Source organism: Nocardioides hungaricus, from assembly GCF_054782915.1.
Map to the genome: position 1 here is coordinate 22399 of NZ_BAAGRO010000047.1, position 17915 is coordinate 40313.

Annotated in this window: 18 protein-coding genes; 3 read left to right on the top strand and 15 right to left on the bottom strand. The window is 72.9% G+C overall.

Annotation, left to right across the window (positions count from 1 at the left end):
* The first annotated feature begins 122 nt into the window (after positions 1-122).
* Positions 123-254 (top strand): hypothetical protein, encoded by a 132-nt coding sequence (locus ACYVKX_RS17745; RefSeq protein ID WP_460835056.1) that lies wholly within the window; start codon positions 123-125, stop codon positions 252-254.
* 211 nt (positions 255-465) lie between these two features.
* On the top strand, positions 466-1803 hold the full coding sequence (locus ACYVKX_RS17750) for an MFS transporter (protein ID WP_460835001.1): 1338 nt from the start codon (positions 466-468) through the stop codon (positions 1801-1803).
* Here ACYVKX_RS17750 and ACYVKX_RS17755 read toward each other — a convergent pair.
* The 13 genes from ACYVKX_RS17755 to ACYVKX_RS17815 form a co-directional block, all read right to left on the bottom strand.
* The gene (locus ACYVKX_RS17755) at positions 1784-2479 is read right to left on the bottom strand and encodes an SRPBCC family protein (RefSeq protein WP_460835002.1); all 696 of its coding nucleotides are present in this window, start codon (positions 2477-2479) and stop codon (positions 1784-1786) included. The two genes, ACYVKX_RS17750 and ACYVKX_RS17755, sit on opposite strands and share 20 nt — an antisense overlap.
* 2 nt (positions 2480-2481) lie before the next feature.
* Positions 2482-3330, bottom strand: coding sequence for an FAD binding domain-containing protein (locus ACYVKX_RS17760; RefSeq protein WP_460835003.1), 849 nt, complete (start codon positions 3328-3330; stop codon positions 2482-2484).
* A complete protein-coding gene (locus ACYVKX_RS17765; protein WP_460835004.1) occupies positions 3327-5771 on the bottom strand; it encodes a xanthine dehydrogenase family protein molybdopterin-binding subunit in 2445 nt (814 codons plus the stop codon). The genes ACYVKX_RS17760 and ACYVKX_RS17765 overlap by 4 nt, the downstream gene beginning before the upstream one ends.
* A complete protein-coding gene (locus ACYVKX_RS17770; protein WP_460835005.1) occupies positions 5768-6241 on the bottom strand; it encodes a (2Fe-2S)-binding protein in 474 nt (157 codons plus the stop codon). Before ACYVKX_RS17770 ends, ACYVKX_RS17765 begins: the two co-directional genes overlap by 4 nt.
* Before the next feature lie 191 nt (positions 6242-6432).
* On the bottom strand, positions 6433-7665 hold the full coding sequence (locus ACYVKX_RS17775) for a transcriptional regulator (RefSeq protein ID WP_460835006.1): 1233 nt from the start codon (positions 7663-7665) through the stop codon (positions 6433-6435).
* A 52-nt stretch (positions 7666-7717) separates the two neighbouring features.
* Positions 7718-8053: a cupin domain-containing protein gene (locus tag ACYVKX_RS17780; RefSeq protein WP_460835007.1), complete on the bottom strand. Its 336-nt coding sequence runs from the start codon at positions 8051-8053 to the stop codon at positions 7718-7720.
* Positions 8050-9177, bottom strand: a complete 1128-nt coding sequence (locus ACYVKX_RS17785; protein ID WP_460835008.1) for an XdhC family protein — start codon at positions 9175-9177, stop codon at positions 8050-8052. The genes ACYVKX_RS17780 and ACYVKX_RS17785 overlap by 4 nt, the downstream gene beginning before the upstream one ends.
* A complete protein-coding gene (locus ACYVKX_RS17790; RefSeq protein ID WP_460835009.1) occupies positions 9170-10285 on the bottom strand; it encodes a vWA domain-containing protein in 1116 nt (371 codons plus the stop codon). Before ACYVKX_RS17790 ends, ACYVKX_RS17785 begins: the two co-directional genes overlap by 8 nt.
* Positions 10286-10305: 20 nt before the next feature.
* Positions 10306-11202, bottom strand: a complete 897-nt coding sequence (locus ACYVKX_RS17795; protein WP_460835010.1) for an AAA family ATPase — start codon at positions 11200-11202, stop codon at positions 10306-10308.
* A 10-nt stretch (positions 11203-11212) separates the two neighbouring features.
* Positions 11213-11791, bottom strand: coding sequence for a nucleotidyltransferase family protein (locus tag ACYVKX_RS17800; RefSeq protein WP_460835011.1), 579 nt, complete (start codon positions 11789-11791; stop codon positions 11213-11215).
* Positions 11788-12405, bottom strand: coding sequence for a hypothetical protein (locus ACYVKX_RS17805; RefSeq protein ID WP_460835012.1), 618 nt, complete (start codon positions 12403-12405; stop codon positions 11788-11790). The genes ACYVKX_RS17800 and ACYVKX_RS17805 overlap by 4 nt, the downstream gene beginning before the upstream one ends.
* The gene (locus ACYVKX_RS17810) at positions 12402-12917 is read right to left on the bottom strand and encodes an RNA polymerase sigma factor (RefSeq protein WP_460835013.1); all 516 of its coding nucleotides are present in this window, start codon (positions 12915-12917) and stop codon (positions 12402-12404) included. Before ACYVKX_RS17810 ends, ACYVKX_RS17805 begins: the two co-directional genes overlap by 4 nt.
* A gap of 49 nt (positions 12918-12966) precedes the next feature.
* Positions 12967-13533: a Uma2 family endonuclease gene (locus ACYVKX_RS17815; protein ID WP_460835014.1), complete on the bottom strand. Its 567-nt coding sequence runs from the start codon at positions 13531-13533 to the stop codon at positions 12967-12969.
* Between the two features lie 121 nt (positions 13534-13654).
* Here ACYVKX_RS17815 and ACYVKX_RS17820 point away from each other — a divergent pair, with 121 nt between their 5' ends.
* On the top strand, positions 13655-15001 hold the full coding sequence (locus ACYVKX_RS17820; RefSeq protein WP_460835015.1) for a DUF2786 domain-containing protein: 1347 nt from the start codon (positions 13655-13657) through the stop codon (positions 14999-15001).
* A gap of 166 nt (positions 15002-15167) precedes the next feature.
* On the opposite strand, the gene groL is transcribed toward ACYVKX_RS17820, so the two are convergent.
* Both groL and ACYVKX_RS17830 read right to left on the bottom strand, forming a co-directional pair.
* Positions 15168-16796 (bottom strand): chaperonin GroEL, encoded by a 1629-nt coding sequence (groL, locus tag ACYVKX_RS17825; RefSeq protein ID WP_460835016.1) that lies wholly within the window; start codon positions 16794-16796, stop codon positions 15168-15170.
* 241 nt (positions 16797-17037) lie between these two features.
* On the bottom strand, positions 17038-17913 hold the full coding sequence (locus tag ACYVKX_RS17830) for an ATP-grasp domain-containing protein (RefSeq protein ID WP_460835017.1): 876 nt from the start codon (positions 17911-17913) through the stop codon (positions 17038-17040).
* Between the last annotated feature and the right edge of the window lie 2 nt (positions 17914-17915).

A 17915-nucleotide genomic window follows, 5' to 3' on the forward strand; every position in this document is an offset into this window, starting at 1 on the left:
AACACGCCGCGCGCCGGCTCCGGCCTAGGTTTCTGCGCTGTCTAGGAACAGGAACCAGGTGCACAGGAGAGCGGCGTGGGAGGTGTCAACTATGGCGGGGTCTGCTCGCGGTCGAGAAGACCGTGATCGAGCGGGTCGAGTACGACGAGGACGCGCAGGTGCTGGTCGCGCACATGCGGCCCACGAACCGACAGCGGGGCCGGGCAGGTCCTTCGTCGAGCCATGACGGCGACGATCACGAAAGTGGTCAGTGACCGTGGGCAGTGTTCAGTCGTACACAAAGCACGGCCAGCGCACCTGGGAGCACGCCGTCCCCAAGGTCGCCCGTGCCGGCCCGCGGATCTCGGTGCAGTTCCGGCCGCTGAACGTGTTCTGAGCGGTGGTGATGGGGCGACGGCCCGGGGGCGGAGGCCACGTCGGAAAACCGCGTGCCGGCTGTCGGCGGGCCTTGCGACACTGCTCCCGATGACGACTCCCGAGACCGCCCGGCCGACCCTCGCCTCCTTCTGGCACGACCTCCCCCGCGAGGGCAAGCTGCTCCTGTCGGTGGTGGTGTTCGAGTTCGTCGGCACCGGCCTGGTGCTGCCGTTCCACGTCGTCTACCTCAACGAGGTCCGCGGCATCCCGCTCGGCCAGGTGGGCCTGCTGCTCGGGCTCTCGCCGCTGATCGGCTTCCTCGTCGTGGGGCCGGGCGGCTCGGCGATCGACCGCCTGGGAGCGCGCCGGATCCTGATCGGCGCGCTGGTGCTGCAGGTGGTCGCCAACGTGCTGCTCGCGTTCTCCACGACCGTCTGGACGGCGGCGATCGCGCTGGTGCTGTCCGGGGCGGCGTTCGGCGTCACCTGGCCGGGCTTCCAGGCGCTGATCGCGACCGTCGTGCCGACCGAGCTGCGGCAGCGCTACTTCGGCGTGAACTTCACGCTGCTCAATCTCGGCATCGGGATCGGCGGCATCGCCGGCGGGATGTTCGTCGACGTCGAGCGGCTGGCGACCTTCCAGGCGATCTACCTGGCCGACGCGGCGAGCTACCTCCCGGCGCTGCTCCTGCTCGCCGTCCCGCTGCGCCGCGTCGCCGGCCGCCCCGAGCACCACGAGGACGGGCCGCCGGAGAAGGTCTCCTACCTCGAGGTCGCGCGCCGGCCCGCGGTCGCGACGCTGATGCTGCTGAGCTTCGTGTCCTCCTACGTCGGCTACTCCCAGCTCAACGCGGGCATGCCCGCCTTCGCCCGCGCCGTCGGCGAGGTGTCGACCCGCGGCCTGGGCCTGGCGTTCGCGGCGAACACGTTCGTGATCGTGGTGCTCCAGCTCTTCGTGCTCCAGCGCATCGAGGGCCGGCGGCGTACCCGCGTGATCGCGGTGATGGGCGTCGTCTGGGCGCTCTCGTGGCTCTTCCTCGGCATGACCGGCTTCGTGTCCGGCACCGTCGGCGCGACCCTGCTGGTGGCTGCCTGCGCCTCGGTGTTCGCGTTCGGCGAGACGCTGCTCCAGCCGACCATCCCGGCGCTGGTCAACGAGCTCGCGCCCGACCACCTGCGCGGACGCTACAACGCGCTGAGCTCGGGCACCTTCCAACTCGCCGCGATCATCGCCCCGCCGATCGCGGGCCTGCTGGTCGACCGCGGCCTCGGCGCGCTCTATATCGCCTCGCTCGTCGCCGGCTGCCTGCTCTGCGCGGTGATCGCGGTGGCCCGGCTCGAGCCGCAGCTGTCGCCGGAGGTCAACGGCGTGCGCGCGCGCCGGACCGACGACCCGGCCGAGCTGTCGTCGACGTCCGCGAAGACGATCAGCGCCGCGACCGACTGACCACCCACCACAGCAGGAGGAGTACGCCGAGCGCGCCGGCCGCCGGCTTCCAGTACGTCCTCGCGAGGACCGGCAGCACCGCCGTACCCAGGTCCAGGGAGTCGTCCTGCGCCGCCGGTGCCGAGTTCACCGCCAGGTGCTCGGGTGCGGGTGTCTCCGCACGCACCCGACGTTCCTGCGCCACTTCCGGCGGTTCGACGACAGTTTCGTCAGGTGCCCCTTCATCAGGTGCCTCGGCCGACAGTCGCCGCTCGAGGCAGTCCACGAACTGGCCGAGGAGCTTGTCGGACACGTCCTGCATGACGCCCCGGCCGAACTGGGCCGGCTTGCCGGTGATCGCCAGATCGGTGACGACCTCGACGTCCGTCGAGGAGCCCGCCGGCGCCATGGTCAGCGTGACCGTCGCCCCCGCGGTGCCGTTGCCGCGCTTGTCCTTGCCCTTCGCGTCGACCACGAAGCGGTGCGCGGCCTCGTCCTTCTCCCGGAACGTGCCCGAGCCGTTGTAGACCAGCGCGATCGGGCCGAGCTTGACCTTCACCGACCCCGAGAAGCTGTCCCCGTCGACCGACGCAACCGTCGCGCCCGGGAAGCACTCCGCGACCGACGCGATGTCGTTGAAGTGCGCCCAGGTCTCCTCGATCGACGTCGGGACGGTGAACCGATGGGTCAGGTCCACGCTCAGCCTCCCGCGGCCGCGAGCACGGCCCGGCGGGTGAGGACCCGGGCGAGGTGGCGGCGGTAGTCGGCGTCGCCGTTGAGGTCCGACGGAGGGCTGGTGCCCTCGTCGGCGCGCTCGGCCGCGGCGGCCACGCCGTCGAGGGAGGCGCCGGCCAGCGCGTCCTCGACCGCCCGCGCCCGGACGGGCGTGGCGCCCATGTTGGTCAGCCCGACCCGCGCCTCGGCGATGACGCCCCCCTCGACCCGGACGGTCGCGGCCACGGCGACGATCGGCCACTGGTGGGCGACGCGCACGAACTTCTCGTAGTGCGCTCCCCAGCCGGTGCGCTTCGGGATGCGCACCTCGGTGAGGATCTCGTCCTCGCCGATCGCGGTCTCGAAGAGGTCGACGAAGAAGTCGTCCGCCGCGACCGTGCGCGTCCCTCCCGGCCCGGCGATCGCGAACGACGCGCCCAGCGCCAGCGCCGGGCCGCCGAGGTCGCCCGCAGGGTCGGCGTGCGCGAGCGCGCCGCCGAACGTGCCGCGATGGCGCACCTGCGCATCGGCGAGGTGCTCGACCGCCTTCGCGACCAGCGCCGCGTGCTCGGCGACCAGCAGGTCGGACCCGACCACCGAGTGCGGGGTCATCGCGCCGATCACGATCGCGTCGCCCTCGTCGCGTACGCCGCGCAGCGACTCGATCCTCCCGAGGTCGATGATCATCTCGGGCGCGTTGAGCCGCATCCGGAGGACCGGCAGCAGGCTCTGCCCGCCGGCCATGATCTTGGCGTCGTCGCCGTGCTCGGAGAGCGCGGCGAGCGCGTCCTCGACCGAGGTCGGCGCCAGGTAGTCGAACGCTGCGGGGATCATGCCTGGCCTCCTTCGGCATCGAAGTGGGGCATGGCATCCCCGGTCGTCGAGCCCCCCGAGCCGGGCTCGTTGATCGCCCGCCACACCCGCTCGGGCGTGCACGGCATCTGGATGTCGTGCACGCCGAGGTGCCGCACCGCGTCGACGACCGCGTTCACGACCGCCGGGGTGGACGCGATGGTGCCGGCCTCGCCGACCCCCTTGGTGCCGAGGGTGTTGGTGAGGCTCGGCGACGTGGTGTGGTCGATGTCGAAGCTGATCGTGTCGGCGGCCGTCGGCAGCAGGTAGTCGACGAACGACCCGGACACGAGCGTCCCGCTGTCGTCGTACACCGCCTCCTCCCACAGCGCCTGCGCGATGCCCTGCACCAGGCCGCCGTGCACCTGACCGCTCACGATCAGCGGGTTGATGATGGTGCCGATGTCGTCGCAGCAGACGTACTTGCGCATCCGCAGCGCGCCGGTCTCGGTGTCGACCTCCATCGCGCACAGGTGGGTGCCGTGCGGGAAGTTGAAGTTCACCGGGTCGTACGTCGCGTCCGAGTCGAGCGAGGGCTCGACCCCGTCGGGCAGGTTGTGCGCCGCGAACGTCGCCAGCGCGACCTCCGCGATCGCCATGCCCTGATCGGTGCCGCGCACCGAGAACCGGCCGTTTGCGAACTCCAGGTCGTCGACGGACGCCTCCAGCAGGTGCGCCGCGATCGGCCTGGCCTTCTCGACCACCTTGTCGGCGGCGCGCACCAGCGCCTCGCCGCCGACGACCAGCGACCGGGAGCCGTAGGTGTCCAGGCCCTTCGGGGCCACCTGGGTGTCGCCGTGCAGGATCTCGACGTCCTCGAACGCGACGCCGAGCCGGTCGGCGACGATCTGGCTGAACGCGGTCTCGTGGCCCTGCCCGTGCGCGGAGGCGCCGGTCACCACCTCGACCTTGCCGGTGGCCAGCATCCGCACGCTCGCGTGCTCCCAGCCGCCCGCGCCGTAGTCGAGCTGGCCGAGCACCCGCGAGGGCGCCAGGCCGCACATCTCGGTGAACGTCGAGACGCCGATGCCGAGCTGCACTCGGTCGCCCGACTCGCGGCGCCGTCGCTGCTCGGCCCGCAGTTCGTCGTACCCGAGCATCTCCTTGGCCCGCGCGGTCGCGGCCTCGTAGTTGCCGGAGTCGTACTCCAGCCCGGCGACCGTGGTGAACGGGAACTCCTCGTGCCGGATCCAGTTCCGCTCGCGGATCTCGATCGGATCCACCCCGACCTCGGCGGCGAGCTCGTCCATCAGGCGCTCGATGGCGTACGTCGCCTCGGGCCGGCCGGCGCCGCGGTAGGCGTCGGTCCACGTCTTGTTGGTGAGCACGGTCTGGACCGCGAAGTGGTAGGCCGGGAACTTGTAGATCGCGTTGAACATGAACGCGCCGAGCACCGGCACGCCGCCGCCGACGATCGCGACGTAGGCGCCGAGGTCGGCGAGCAGCTCGACCTTGAGGCCGGTGACGGTGCCGTCCTGCTCCGCCGACAGCGTCAGCTTCTGCCACTGGTCGCGGCCGTGGTGGCCGGAGAGCAGCGACTCCGAGCGGGTCTCGGTGTACTTCACCGGCTTGCCGAGCCGGCGGCCGACCGCCCAGGCGATCCACTCCTCCGGCGTCACCTGGAGCTTGCCGCCGAAGCCGCCGCCGACGTCGGGGGCGATGACGCGGATCTTCGACTCCGGTACGCCGGTGGTCGCGGCGAGCGCGAACCGCAGGATGTGCGGGATCTGGGTGGCGGAGTACATGACGTACTGCTCGCCGGTCGGGTCGACCACGACCGACCGCGGCTCCATGAAGGCCGGGATGAGCCGCTGCTGGCGGTACTCCCGCTCGATCACGATGCCGTCGCCGCGCGCCTTGGCGATCGCGTCCTCGACGCTGCCGCCGGTGCCGGCCTCGCCCGAGTCGAAGACCCAGAGTGCCGACTTGTTGGTGCCGAGGTCGGGGTGGGCGAGCACGCCCTGCTCACTGCTGGCGGCCGCGGCCCTCTTCAGGTCGAGGGCGGCGGGCAGCTCGTCGTACTCGACGTCGACGAGCTCGGCCGCGTCGCGGGCCTCCGCGGCGGAGCGGGCCACCACGACCGCGACGATCTCGCCGGCGAACGCGACCCGGTCGGCCGGCATCGGCGAGTGCCCCGGCGTGACCTGGTCGGGCGTGATCGGCCAGGCGTTGATGCAGACACCGAGCTCCTCGCCGAAGTCCGCGCCGGTGAGCACGGTGACGACGTTGGGCGCGGCCTCCGCCGCGGTGGTGTCGATGCTGGCGATGTTCGCGTGGGCGAAGGGGCTGCGCACCATCGCCAGGTGCAGCATCCCGGGCAGGGTCAGGTTGTCGGTCCAGCGGGTGCGGCCGGTGATGAGGCGCTGGTCCTCCTTGCGCCGTCGGTCGCGGCCGATCTCGCGCTCGAGCTCGGTGGCGGTCACGACGCGCCTCCCGCCGACGACGCCGCGTGCTGCACCGCGCGCACGATGTTGTGGTAGCCCGTGCAGCGGCACAGGTTGCCCTCGAGGCCGAGCCGGATCTCCTCCTCGGAGGGATCCGGGTTGGTGTTCAGCAGGTCGACGCTCTGCATGATCATGCCGGGGGTGCAGAACCCGCACTGCAGGCCGTGGCACTCGCGGAACGCCTCCTGCACGGGGTGCAGCCGCCCGTCCCGGGCGAGGCCCTCGATGGTGGTGACCTCGCCCCCGTCGGCCTGGACCGCGAGGACGTTGCACGACTTCACGCTGGTGCCGTCGAGGTGGACCGTGCACGCGCCGCAGTTGCTGGTGTCGCAACCGACGACGGTGCCGGTCTTGCCGAGCTTCTCGCGCAGGTACTGCACGAGCAGCATGCGCGGTTCGACGTCGTCGGAGACCTGGGCTCCGTCGACCGTGAGGCTGATCCGGGTCATGCCGGGCACGCTAGGCACGCCGGGGTTGGCCGATGGTTGGCCGACTCGGCACAACTTGTCCGCCGAGAACCCGCGAGTCGGCGCAAGTTGCCCGCCAGGACACGTCGACTCGGCGCAAGTTGCCCGGGCTGCGGGCAAGACGCGCCGACTCGACACTCCTGCGTGGGCAAGACGCGCCGACTCGGCATCGATCAGCGGTCGGCCGCGGCCAGCCGCCCCTTCAACAGGGGTACGGCGGGGTGGGGCCGGCCGGCCAGCCGGGCCAGGCAGGCCTCGACGACCTCGGTGTCGTACGGCGCCAGCTCGCCGTAGCGCACCACGGCATCGGGCTGGGGGTCGGCGAGCAGCGCCTCGCGGACCGCGACGGCGACGTACTCGGCGAGCTCGTTGAGCGCCGGGGAGTTGGTGCCGGGCAGCAGGTCGCCGCCGTACGCCTCGACGGCCGCGCCGACCCGGCCCGAGCGCAGCAGCGACAGGACGAGGTCCACGTCGGTGGCGACCGGCATCGGCAGGGCGTAGGGGCGCGAGGAGAGCTGGCCGCCGAGCGCCGAGCGGAGGTGGGAGACCTCGGCCTTGAGCGTGGAGAGCGTGACCGCCTGGTCGCCGTAGACGAGCGCGTGCAGGTGCTCGAGCGAGAGGCCCTCGGGGTGCATGGCGAGCAGCGCGAGCACCTCGGTCTGGCGGCGGTTGAGCAGCAGCCGCTGGCCGTCGAGCCAGGTCTCGGCGGTGCCGAGCAGCCGCAGCACCAGGCCCGGCTCGCGGCGTTCCTCGAACATCGCCGCGGTCGGGTGGTGCGAGGCCGGCATCGCGGACTCGATCAGCCGCGCCATCACCCGCGCGGTCGCGAGTCCGATCGGGTGCGTGCGGTCCCACGTGGTGGACAGGTCGATGACGCCGAGCTGGGCGCCGGTGACCGGGTCGTGCACGGGCGCGGCCCAGCAGACCCAGTTGTGCACGATCGGCGCGTAGTGCTCGGCGCTGAAGACCATCGCGGGCGCCGCCAGCCGGTTCGCGAGGTCGAGCGCGTTGGTGCCCACCGACTCGTCGTCCCACCGCCCCCCGGCCACGAAGTTCACGGTCTCGGCCCGGCGGCGCATCACGCGACCGCCGTACGTCCAGAGGATGCGGGTCTCTGGGTCGGTGACCGCGACGACGAGGTCGCCGTCCTCGGCGGTACGCCGCAGCTCGGCCTCGACCCGCTCGACCGCGGTCTGCAGCGGGGAGTCCTGCCAGTACGCCGCCGTGTCGGACTCGTCGGCCAGCGGCGCCTCGCGGACGTCGGTGGAGATCGCGGCCTCGGATCGGGTCCAGCTGCTCAGGATCTCCGGACGCACGAGCTGCTCGGCGTCGTCGCCGTGCTCGACGAAAGCGTTCCACGCGCGGAACGCGTCCAGCCGTCGGGTCTGCAGCTCGCTGCGAGCCATGCGGACGAAGGTAGCACCGCCCCCGTGACGCGGGTCACATGCTCGACGCGGCTCAGAGCGGGTTGGCGACCGTCAGCAGGACGGCGGAGTCCTCGACCGCCTCGAGGTCGTGGCGCCGCGGCGGGATCAGCGCGTAGTCGCCGGCGCCGCCCTCCCAGGTCTCCTCGCCGGCGTGCAGCCGCACCCGCCCGCGCAGCACCTGCAGCGTCGCCTCGCCGGGGCTCTCGTGCTCGCCGAGCGAGCGCCCGCCGGCGAGCGCGATCAGGGTCTGCCGCAGGTGGTGCTCCCGGCCGCCGTGCACGGTGACCGCGCTGCGCCCCGCGGAGTGCTCGTGCGCCGCGGCGAGGTGCTCGTCGGCCAGCCGGTCGAGGGAGAGTCCGTCCATCATGCGAGCTCCTTGTGGATGCGTCCGTCGAGCGAGCCTAGCCGCTCGCCGGTGCCGCCCCAGCGGCCGGCGACGATCTCGGCGGCGATGCTGACCGCGGTCTCCTCCGGCGTCCGGGCGCCGAGGTCGAGCCCGATCGGGCTGGAGAGCCGCGCGATCTCCTTCTCGTCCACACCGGCCTCGCGCAGCCGCGCGAGCCGGTCCTCGTGGGTGCGCCGCGAGCCCATCGCCCCGACGTAGGCGACCTCGGGCAGGCGCAGCGCCACCTCGAGCAGGGGTACGTCGAACTTCGGGTCGTGCGTGAGCACCGTGATCACCGTGCGACCGTCGATCCGCCCGGCCTCCGCCTCGGCAGTCAGGTAGCGGTGCGGCCAGTCGACGACGACCTCGTCGGCCTCGGGGAAGCGGGTCGCCGTCGCGAACACCGGCCGGGCGTCGCACACCGTCACGTGGTAGCCCAGGAAGCTGCCGACCTTCGCCACCGCGGCCGCGAAGTCGATCGCGCCGAAGACCAGCATCCGCGGCTTCGGCGCGAACGCCCACACGAACACCCGCATCCCCTCGCCGCGGCGCTCACCGTCGGGACCGTAGGTCAGCGTCGCGTTGGTGCCGGCGGCGAGCAGCCCGAGCGCGTCGTCGTGCACGGCGTCGTCGGCACGCGCCGACCCCAGCGACCCGATGGCCGCGAGATCCGGGCGCACCACCAGCCGCCGGCCCAGCCAGGCCGGGTCCGGGTGCTCGATCACCGTCGCCAGCGCCACCGGCCGGCCCGCCTCGACGTCCTCGGCGATCTCCCCGAGCTCGGGGAACGTCTGCCGGTCCACCCGCTCGACGTACACGTCGAGGATGCCGCCGCAGGTCAGCCCGACCGCGAACGCGTCGTCGTCGGAGACGCCGTACCGCTCCAGCACCGGCGTGCCCGACGCCACGACGTCCTCGGCGAGCGAGTAGACCGCGCCCTCGACACAGCCCCCGGACACCGACCCGACCGCCGTCCCGTCCGGCCCGACCAGCATCGAGGCACCCGGCGGGCGCGGGGCGGACCGGAACGTCGCGACCACGGTCCCGACCCCCACCGTCTTGCCGGAGCGCCACCACTCCAGCAGCTCGGGCAGCACCTCACGCACGCGAGATCACCTCCGTCAGCTCGGCGAACGTCGCGAGCGAGTGCCCGGCGACGAAGTCGTCGCAGTGCGGGAGGGCGGCGACGACGCCCTGCTGGACCGGCTCGTACCCGGTCTTGCCGCGGTGCGGGTTGACCCACACGACGCGGTGGGCCAGCCGGCGGAGGCGCTCCATCTGCTCGCCGAGCAGCGCCGGGTCGCCACGCTCCCAGCCGTCGCTGAACACCACGACGACGGCGCCGCGCGCCATCCCGCGCTGGCCCCAGCGGTCGAGGAAGAAGCGCAGCGTCTCGCCCAGGCGGGTGCCGCCCGACCAGTCCGGCACCGTCTCGCCCGCGGCGACCAGCGCCCGCTCGGGGTCGCGCAGCCGCATCGCGCGGGTGACGTGGGTGACCCGGGTGCCGACCGTGAACGTCTCCACCGACGGGCTCACCTGGGTGAACCGGTGCGCGAGCCGCAGCAGCGCATCGGCGTACCCGCTCATCGAGCCGGACACGTCGACGAGCAGCACCACCCGGCGCGGCCGCAGCCCGCGGCGCCGCCACGCGATCTCGGCCGGCTCGCCCATCCGGCGCAGCGAGTCGCGGAGCGTGCGCGACGCGTCGACCCGGCCGCGGCGCCACCGCTGGTGGCGGGCGGTACGCCGCACGGGCGGCCGCGGCCGCAGGGTGGCGAACATGCCGGCGAGCCGGTGCTTCTCGGCGTTCGACAGCGCGGCCACGTCGCGGTGCCGCAGCACCTCGGTGGCGCTGGCCCGCGCGCGGACGGTCTCCTCGACGGCGTCGTCGCCCGCCTCGCCACGGCCCTCGTCCTCGGGCAGCCCGGAGAGGCTCGGCGCCAGCGGCGTCTGCGCGGGTCGGGGCCGGGGCAGCCCGTCGCGGGATCCGAAGAACGCGTGGAAGACCTGGTCGTAGCGCTCGAGGTCGTCCGGCCCGGCGCAGAGCGTCGCGCGGCCGGCGAGGTAGGTCGCCCGCCGGTCGTCCATGCCGAGCACGGCCGTCGCGGCGAGGAACCCCTGGGCGCGGTCGTGGGTGACCGGCACCCCGGCCGCACGGAGGGCGCGGGTGAGGCCGAGCAGGATCTCGTCCGGGTCTCTCACAGTCGGGCTCACAGTCGGGCTCATGGCCGGGCTCACGGCCGCAGCATCTGGTCCAGGGCGTGCCGGACCCGGTCGGCGTCCTCGCGGTACTTCACCAGCGCGCCGAGCGTCGCCGACGCCGCGGCCAGGTCGACCTCGGCGGTGCCCAGGTGATGCAGAGCCCGCGCCCAGTCGAGCGTCTCGGCGACGCCGGGCGGCTTCTGCAGGTCGTCGCGACGGCGCAATTGCTGCACGAGCTCGACGACCTGACGGCGCAATTGCGCCGTAATGGCAGGTGCCCGGCTGCGCAGGATCTCCACCTCGCGCTCCAGGCCAGGGTGGTCGATCCAGTGGTAGAGGCAGCGCCGCTTGAGCGCGTCGTGCAGCTCGCGGGTGCGGTTGGAGGTCAGCACCACGATCGGCGGGGTGCTCGCGCGCACGGTGCCCAGCTCGGGGATGGAGACCTGGTAGGTCGACAGCACCTCGAGCAGGAACGCCTCGAACTCGTCGTCGGCCCGGTCGACCTCGTCGACGAGCAGCACCGCCGGGCTCTCCTGGAGCGCCTGGAGCACCGGCCGGGCGAGCAGGAAGCGGGCGTCGTACAGGCTCTTCTCGGCCTCCTCCACGCCCTGCTCACCCGTGGTGCCACCGACCGCCTCGAGGGCGCGGAGGTGGAGGATCTGCCGCGGGAAGTCCCAGTCGTAGAGCGCCTGCGTGGCGTCGATGCCCTCGTAGCACTGCAGCCGGATCAGCGGCAGGTCGAGGCTCTCCGCGATCGCCTCCGCCAGCGCGGTCTTGCCGGTGCCGGGCTCGCCCTCGAGCAGCAGCGGGCGCCGCATCTGCAGCGCGAGGAAGGTCACCGTCGCGAGGGCGTCGTCGGCGAGGTAGCCGGTCTCGCCGAGGCGGGACGCCACGGCTGACGGGGACGCGGCGAGCGACTCGGGGGCCATGCCCGCAAGGCTACGCGGACGGGTGTTGGCCGGAGGTTGGCCGGTCGACGTCCCGCCCGCTGGCGAGGTCGCCGCACTCGACGAGCTCGACGTCGTGCGTGGCGAGGTAGCCGCGCGCACCCCGGTCGCCCGCGGTCTCGCCCGCGACGCCGGCCCAGTGGTCGCGGCCGATCAGCACCGGGTGACCGGGCTCCCCGCCGTACGCCGCCCGGCGGAGCGTGCCCGCGCCGGCTCCGCCGCGCAGCACCCGTGCGACCACCGCCGCCGAGACGTCCGGCAGGTCGACCAGCGTGACGAGCGCGGCGTCGGCGTCGGTGCCGTCGAGCGCGGCCAGCCCGGCCCGCAGCGACGCGGACATGCCGTCGGCCCAGTCGGCCACGACGACCGCGGTCGCGCCGGTGCCCGCGAGCAGCGGCAGCGCCTCCTCGGCGCTCGCGCCGAGCACGACGCTCACCCGGGCGCACCCGCCGTCGGCCAGCGCGCAGACGGCGCGCACCAGCCAGGGCTCGCCGTCCTCGGCACGCACGAGCGCCTTCGGCCGACCCATCCGCCGGCCGGCGCCGGCGGCGAGCAGCAGGCCGTCGGTCACCCGAACGCCTGCTGGTACAGCGCCACGAGGTCGTCGGAGTACGGCGCGCTGAAGCCGCACACCGTGACCCGGCCGTCGCTCGCGGACACCAGGTAGCGCTTGCCCTCCCGGAAGCTGACGGCCGCGAGGAGCTTCTGCATGTCCTCCGACGGCGCCCGCACCCGGACCAGGTCGGTCGGGCCGCCGGCGTACCACTTGCCGACGTCGAGGGTGACGACGCCGTCGGCGATCGTGGTGACGGTGCCGTCGAAGGCGACGCCCTGCCCGGAGAGGACCTCGGCGCTCGGCACCATGCACCTCGCGGCGTACGCGTCGGCGCCGGGCGCCGTGAGCTCGGTGACCGTCGTGTCGTCGGCCGCGGGCGGCGGAGCGGCGGGGTCGTCGCCGACGTTGAGGAGGGCGAACAGCCCGACGCCGGCGATGATCAGCACCGCGGCGGCGGCCACCAGCCAGGTGAGCGGGCTGCGGTCGCGCGTGCCGGTCTCGCGGTTCTCGGTGGTGAGCTCGGTGCTCATGACGTCCTCCAGGAGTCGGGCCACCCGGGACGGGTCGGCCGGCGGGAGGGAGCCGGCCGGGTCGGCAGCGCGCATCCGGTCGCGCAGCTCGTCGGTCATGACCTTCTCCCCTCTCTCGACTCCTCATGTCCGGCACCGGCCCCACTCTTTCGCAGCCGCTGCGCCAGCTTCTGCTTCGCCCGGTGCAGCCGGGTGCTCGCGGCGTTCGGCGTGATCTCGAGGACCACGGCGATCTCGGCGGGCGTGAGCTGCTCCCACGCCCACAGGCGGAGCAACTCGGCCTCCTCGGGCCGCAGCGTGGCCAGCGCCTCGTGCAGCGCGGGGTCGTCGGGCGGACCGGGGTCGGCCGGCTCGGCCATGATCCGCGCGGCGACCCGCTCCTGGCGACGGGCCGAGCGCTCGGCGTTGCGCAGGGAGTTGCGGGCGACGGCGTACACCCACGGCAGCGGCGCGTCGGGCAGCTCCGCCGCCCGGCGCCAGCAGACCAGGAGCGTCTCGGCGAGCACGTCCTCCGCGGTCTCGGGATCGGTACGGCGGGCCAGGAAGCGCCGCACCGGCTCGATCAGCCCCGGCGCGACCTCCTCGAAGCGGTCCCGTCGGCTCTCGTCCACGACCCCACGGTGTCACAAGCCCCGTCACAAGCCCCCGAACCGGGCCGGCTCACCGCACCAGCTGCGCCGGCCGGAACTCCATCGGGAACGGCAGCTCGCCGTGGAACAGCTGCTCGCCCCGGGCGACCGCGTCCTCGACGTACCCCTCGCCCTCGACGCGCCAGGCGGTGACCGACGAGAGCTCGGGGTCGACCACCCAGTACGACGCGACCTCCGCCCGCTCGAAGGCGGCCTTCTTGAGGTTGAGGTCGATGAGCCGGGTGCTCGGCGAGAGCACCTCGACCGCGAGCACCGGCAGGCCGACCATCTTCCGACCCGTGAGCGTCGACCGCGGCGCGACCAGCAGGTCGGGCTGGAGCACGGTGATCTCGGAGACGGTGATGTCCAGCGGCGCGAGCATCACCTCGAAGTCGTCGGTGCATGCCGCACGCAGCAGCACATGCAGGTTGCCGACCACCCGTTGGTGCGGCACCGCCGGCGAGGGCGTCACGATCAGCGCCCCGTCGATGAGCTCGTAGCGGTGCCCGTCATCGGGCATCGTCTCCAGGTCCGCTGCCGTCAACGGACGGCTCCACGGAAGCCAGGTCGCGGCGGTGCCGGTGGTCATGGCTGTCATCGTGCCTCCTCGGGTCCATGCCCTCAAGAGTGGCCGGATCGCGGGCCGGACGCGACCGCCCATCCACAGGCGGGCGTGCTGGCGGCATGGCCAGGGGTGCGTGCTCCTATCGTGTGCCGCCATGGGGAGGAACAATCAGGCGCGCCGGGCGGCGAAGGCGAAGCAACGAGCCAGGCAACGGGCCCAGCAGCAGGCCCGGCAGCAGGCTCAGAACGCCGGCGGGGCGCGACGCGGACCGGACTCCTGGCGCGATTTCGAGCACCCGAGCCCCCGCGACCCGGTCTTCAGCGAGGCGGAGCTCGCCGAGGTGGCCTGGTGCCGGGTCGCCGAGATCGGCATCGGCCGGCGGATGGGCGATCCCGAGGGAGGCTGGCCTCGGCTCCACGGCCTGCCGCGGAGGGTCGCGCTCGCGGCGGCGGAGCGGCTGCTGCACGATCAAGTGGCGCTGCTGTGGGAGCACGGCTGGCAGCCGCGCGAGCTCCACCGCCAGGGACGGGTGGCCGCCCGGGGGCAGGTGGCCGCGCTGGTCGAGCTCGCGGTCGTCCGCGATCTCGTCCGCGATCTCGACCGCGTCCTCGCCGGGACCACGACGGTGGATCCGCGGTGGCACGCGCAGGCCGAGGCCGTCACCGCCGGCGACGCCGGTCCCGCGGCCGGGTGGCTCGACCGCTGGGAGCTCGACGCCCGACCGACCGCCGCCGAGTCGGCCTACCGGGTGATCGCGGAGGCGATGCGGGTGATCTTCGACCTCCCACCGCTCGAGGTCCTCCTCCCGCAGCCCGGACACGAAGGCGCGCCCGAGGGCGAGCGTCGTGCCACCTCCGACCCGATGCTCGACCGGGTGCGCGCCCTGCTGGCCAAGGCCGAGTCGACCGAGTTCGAGGCCGAGGCCACGGCGCTGACCGCGAAGGCCCAGGAACTGATCACGCGGCACGCCATCGACGCCGCCGTCCTCACCGGCACGGCCGAGCGGGACGCGGGGCCGTCGATGATCCGGATCCCGATCGATGCGCCGTACGCCGACGCGAAGTCGCTGCTGCTCCAGACCGTCGCCGCCGCCAGCCGCTGCCGGACGGCGTTCAGTCCGCGGGTGGCGATGAGCACGGTGGTGGGGTTCGCCGACGACCTGACCGCGGTCGAGATCCTGTTCACCTCGCTGCTCGTCCAGGCCCAGCACGCCCTCGCCGAGGCGGGACGGGTCGCGCCACCCGGCTCGCGACCGCGCAGCCAGGGCTTCCGGTCCGCGTTCCTGCTCGCCTACAGCCAGCGCATCGGCGAGCGGCTCGACGAGATCAACGCCCATGTGTTCTCCGCCGCGCAGGAGGACCCCACGGCGTTCCTGCCGGTGCTCCGCTCCCAGGAGGCCGCGATCGAGGACTTCATGGCCGAGCGGTTCGGCGACCTGTACTCGGACGCCGTACGCGGTGGCTACAGCCCGAGCGGATGGGCGAGCGGGCGCATGTCCTGATCCTCGTTGAGTTGGGCCTCATTCGCACGCGAACTGGGCCTTCGTCCCACCGAGCCGGGAATGCGGCCCAACTCAACGGCGACTCCGGCCCAACTCAACGAGATATGCCGAACGGCCCCGGTCCCGGAGGACTGGAGCCGTTCGGATGTTGCTGCGGGGCGACTGGCTAGAAGTCCATGCCGCCCATGCCGCCGGTCGGGTCGCCGCCCATGGGGGCGGCCTTCTCCGGCTTGTCGGCCACGACGGCCTCGGTGGTGAGGAAGAGCGCCGCGATCGAGGCGGCGTTCTGCAGCGCGCTGCGGGTCACCTTGGCGGGGTCGATGATGCCGGCGGCGATCATGTCGACGTACTCGCCGGTGGCCGCGTCGAGGCCCTGGCCCGCCGCCAGACCGCGCACCTTCTCCGCCACGACGCCGCCCTCGAGGCCGGCGTTGATCGCGATCTGCTTGAGCGGGGCCTCGGTGGCCAGGCGCACGATCTGCGCACCGGTCGCCTCGTCGCCCGACAGGTCCAGCTTGTCGAACGCCGTCGCCGACGCCTGCACCAGGGCGACGCCGCCGCCGGCGACGATGCCCTCCTCGACGGCCGCCTTCGCGTTGCGGACGGCGTCCTCGATGCGGTGCTTGCGCTCCTTGAGCTCGACCTCGGTGGCCGCGCCGACCTTGATGACGGCCACGCCGCCGGCCAGCTTGGCGAGGCGCTCCTGGAGCTTCTCGCGGTCGTAGTCGGAGTCCGACTTCTCGATCTCGGCACGGATCTGGTTGACGCGGCCGGCGATCTGGTCCGCGTCGCCCGCACCCTCGACGATGGTGGTCTCGTCCTTGGTGATGACGACCTTGCGGGCCTGGCCGAGCAGCTCGATGCCGGTCGACTCGAGCTTGAGGCCGACCTCCTCGGAGATCACCTGGCCGCCGGTCAGGATCGCGATGTCCTGCAGCATGGCCTTGCGGCGGTCACCGAAGCCCGGGGCCTTGACGGCGACGGACTTGAAGGTGCCCCGGATCTTGTTGACGACCAGCGTGGACAGCGCCTCGCCGTCGACGTCCTCGGCCAGGATCAGCAGCGGCTTGCCGGACTGCATGACCTTCTCGAGCAGCGGCAGCAGGTCCTTGACGTTCGAGACCTTCTGGTTCGCGATGAGGACGTAGGGGTCCTCGAGGACCGTCTCCATCCGCTCGGGGTCGGTGACGAAGTACGCCGAGATGTAGCCCTTGTCGAAGCGCATGCCCTCGGTGAGCTCGAGGTCGAGCCCGAAGGTGTTCGACTCCTCGACGGTGATGACACCTTCCTTGCCGACCTTGTCCATCGCCTCGGCGATGATCTCGCCGACGGTGGCGTCAGCGGCGGAGATCGAGGCCGTGGCCGCGATCTGCTCCTTGGTCTCGATGTCGATCGCCATGGCGGAGAGCTGCTCCGACACGGCCTCGACGGCCGACTCGATGCCGCGCTTGAGGCCCATCGGGTTCGCGCCGGCCGCGACGTTGCGCAGGCCCTCGCGGACCATCGCCTGGGCGAGGACCGTGGCGGTCGTCGTCCCGTCGCCGGCGACGTCGTCGGTCTTCTTGGCGACCTCCTTGACCAGCTCGGCACCGATCTTCTCGTACGGGTCCTCGAGCTCGATCTCCTTGGCGATGCTCACACCGTCGTTGGTGATGGTGGGAGCGCCCCACTTCTTCTCGAGCACGACGTTGCGGCCCTTGGGGCCGAGGGTGACCTTGACGGCGTCGGCGAGCGTGTTCATGCCACGCTCGAGACCGCGCCGGGCCTCCTCGTTGAAAGCAATCAGCTTGGGCATAACTCCTGCGATTCCTCACGCTTAGAGTTCGGGGAGCCGGCTCGGTGGGTTGCCCGCGACGGACGGCCCCGCTGACCCGGCGAACCCTTTCTCGCCGGCGCGGCGGGCCTCAACTGGCACCGATCCGGATTGTCACTCTCCCTAGGAGAGTGCCAGCCTCATGTTTAGCACTCGACCCCTGCGAGTGCAAGACACCCGACTCCGAGCGCGAGGGCGCGACCGCGGGTCGAGACCGGGTCGGCTACCAGGTCTTGGGGTACGCCCGGGCGGCGATCGCCTCGGCGAACGGCAGCGCGTTGAGCGGCAGCACGTCCAGGTAGAGGCCCGGCTCGGTGAGCTCGACCTCGCCCACGACCAGCCGGCCCTCGTGGCGCATCATGTCGACCCGGCCGTAGACGATCTCCTCGCCGAGCAGGTCGACGACGGTGGCGACCGCCTCCGCGGCCAGCGCCGCGGCCTGCTCGCCGAGCTCGACCGACCGCGACGTGCCGCCGTACTGCTCGTGGACGCGGATGTCGTTGACACTGGGGAGCTTCTGCACCTGGCTGACCGGGCGGCCGGCGATCACGAACACCGAGATCTCGCCCTCGGTGTGGATCGACTCGACCAGCGGCTGCACGATCCAGGGCCCCGGGTGGCCGCTCTGCGGCAGCCAGACCCGGCCGTCGGAGACGACCTCGAGCCCGCGCCCGCCGGTCCCGACACGGGGCTTCACGACGGCCAGGCCGAACTCGTCGGCGGCCGCCCGTACCTCGAAGATCGTGTCGGCGGAGACGGTCGGTACGACGGGCAGGCCGGCGTCCTGGAGCTCGACGAGGTAGTGCTTGTCGGTGTTCCACCGGAACACGGCCGCGCCGTTGAGCAGCGTCGGCCCGACGCCGGACGCCCAGCCGAGGAACTCGCCCAGCCGGCCGTCGTAGTCCCACGTGGACCGCACGGCGACGACCTCGGCGGTGCCCCAGTCGACGGCGAGGTCGTCCCACAGGACCCAGCGGCTGGCCAGCCCGTGGGCGGCGAGGGCGGCATCGAGCGCGCCGTGCCCCGGCTCGCCCTCGATCCACTCGCGACTCGTCGCGAGCAGGACGAGCGGGACCTGCGACTCGCCGCGCTGCTCCATGC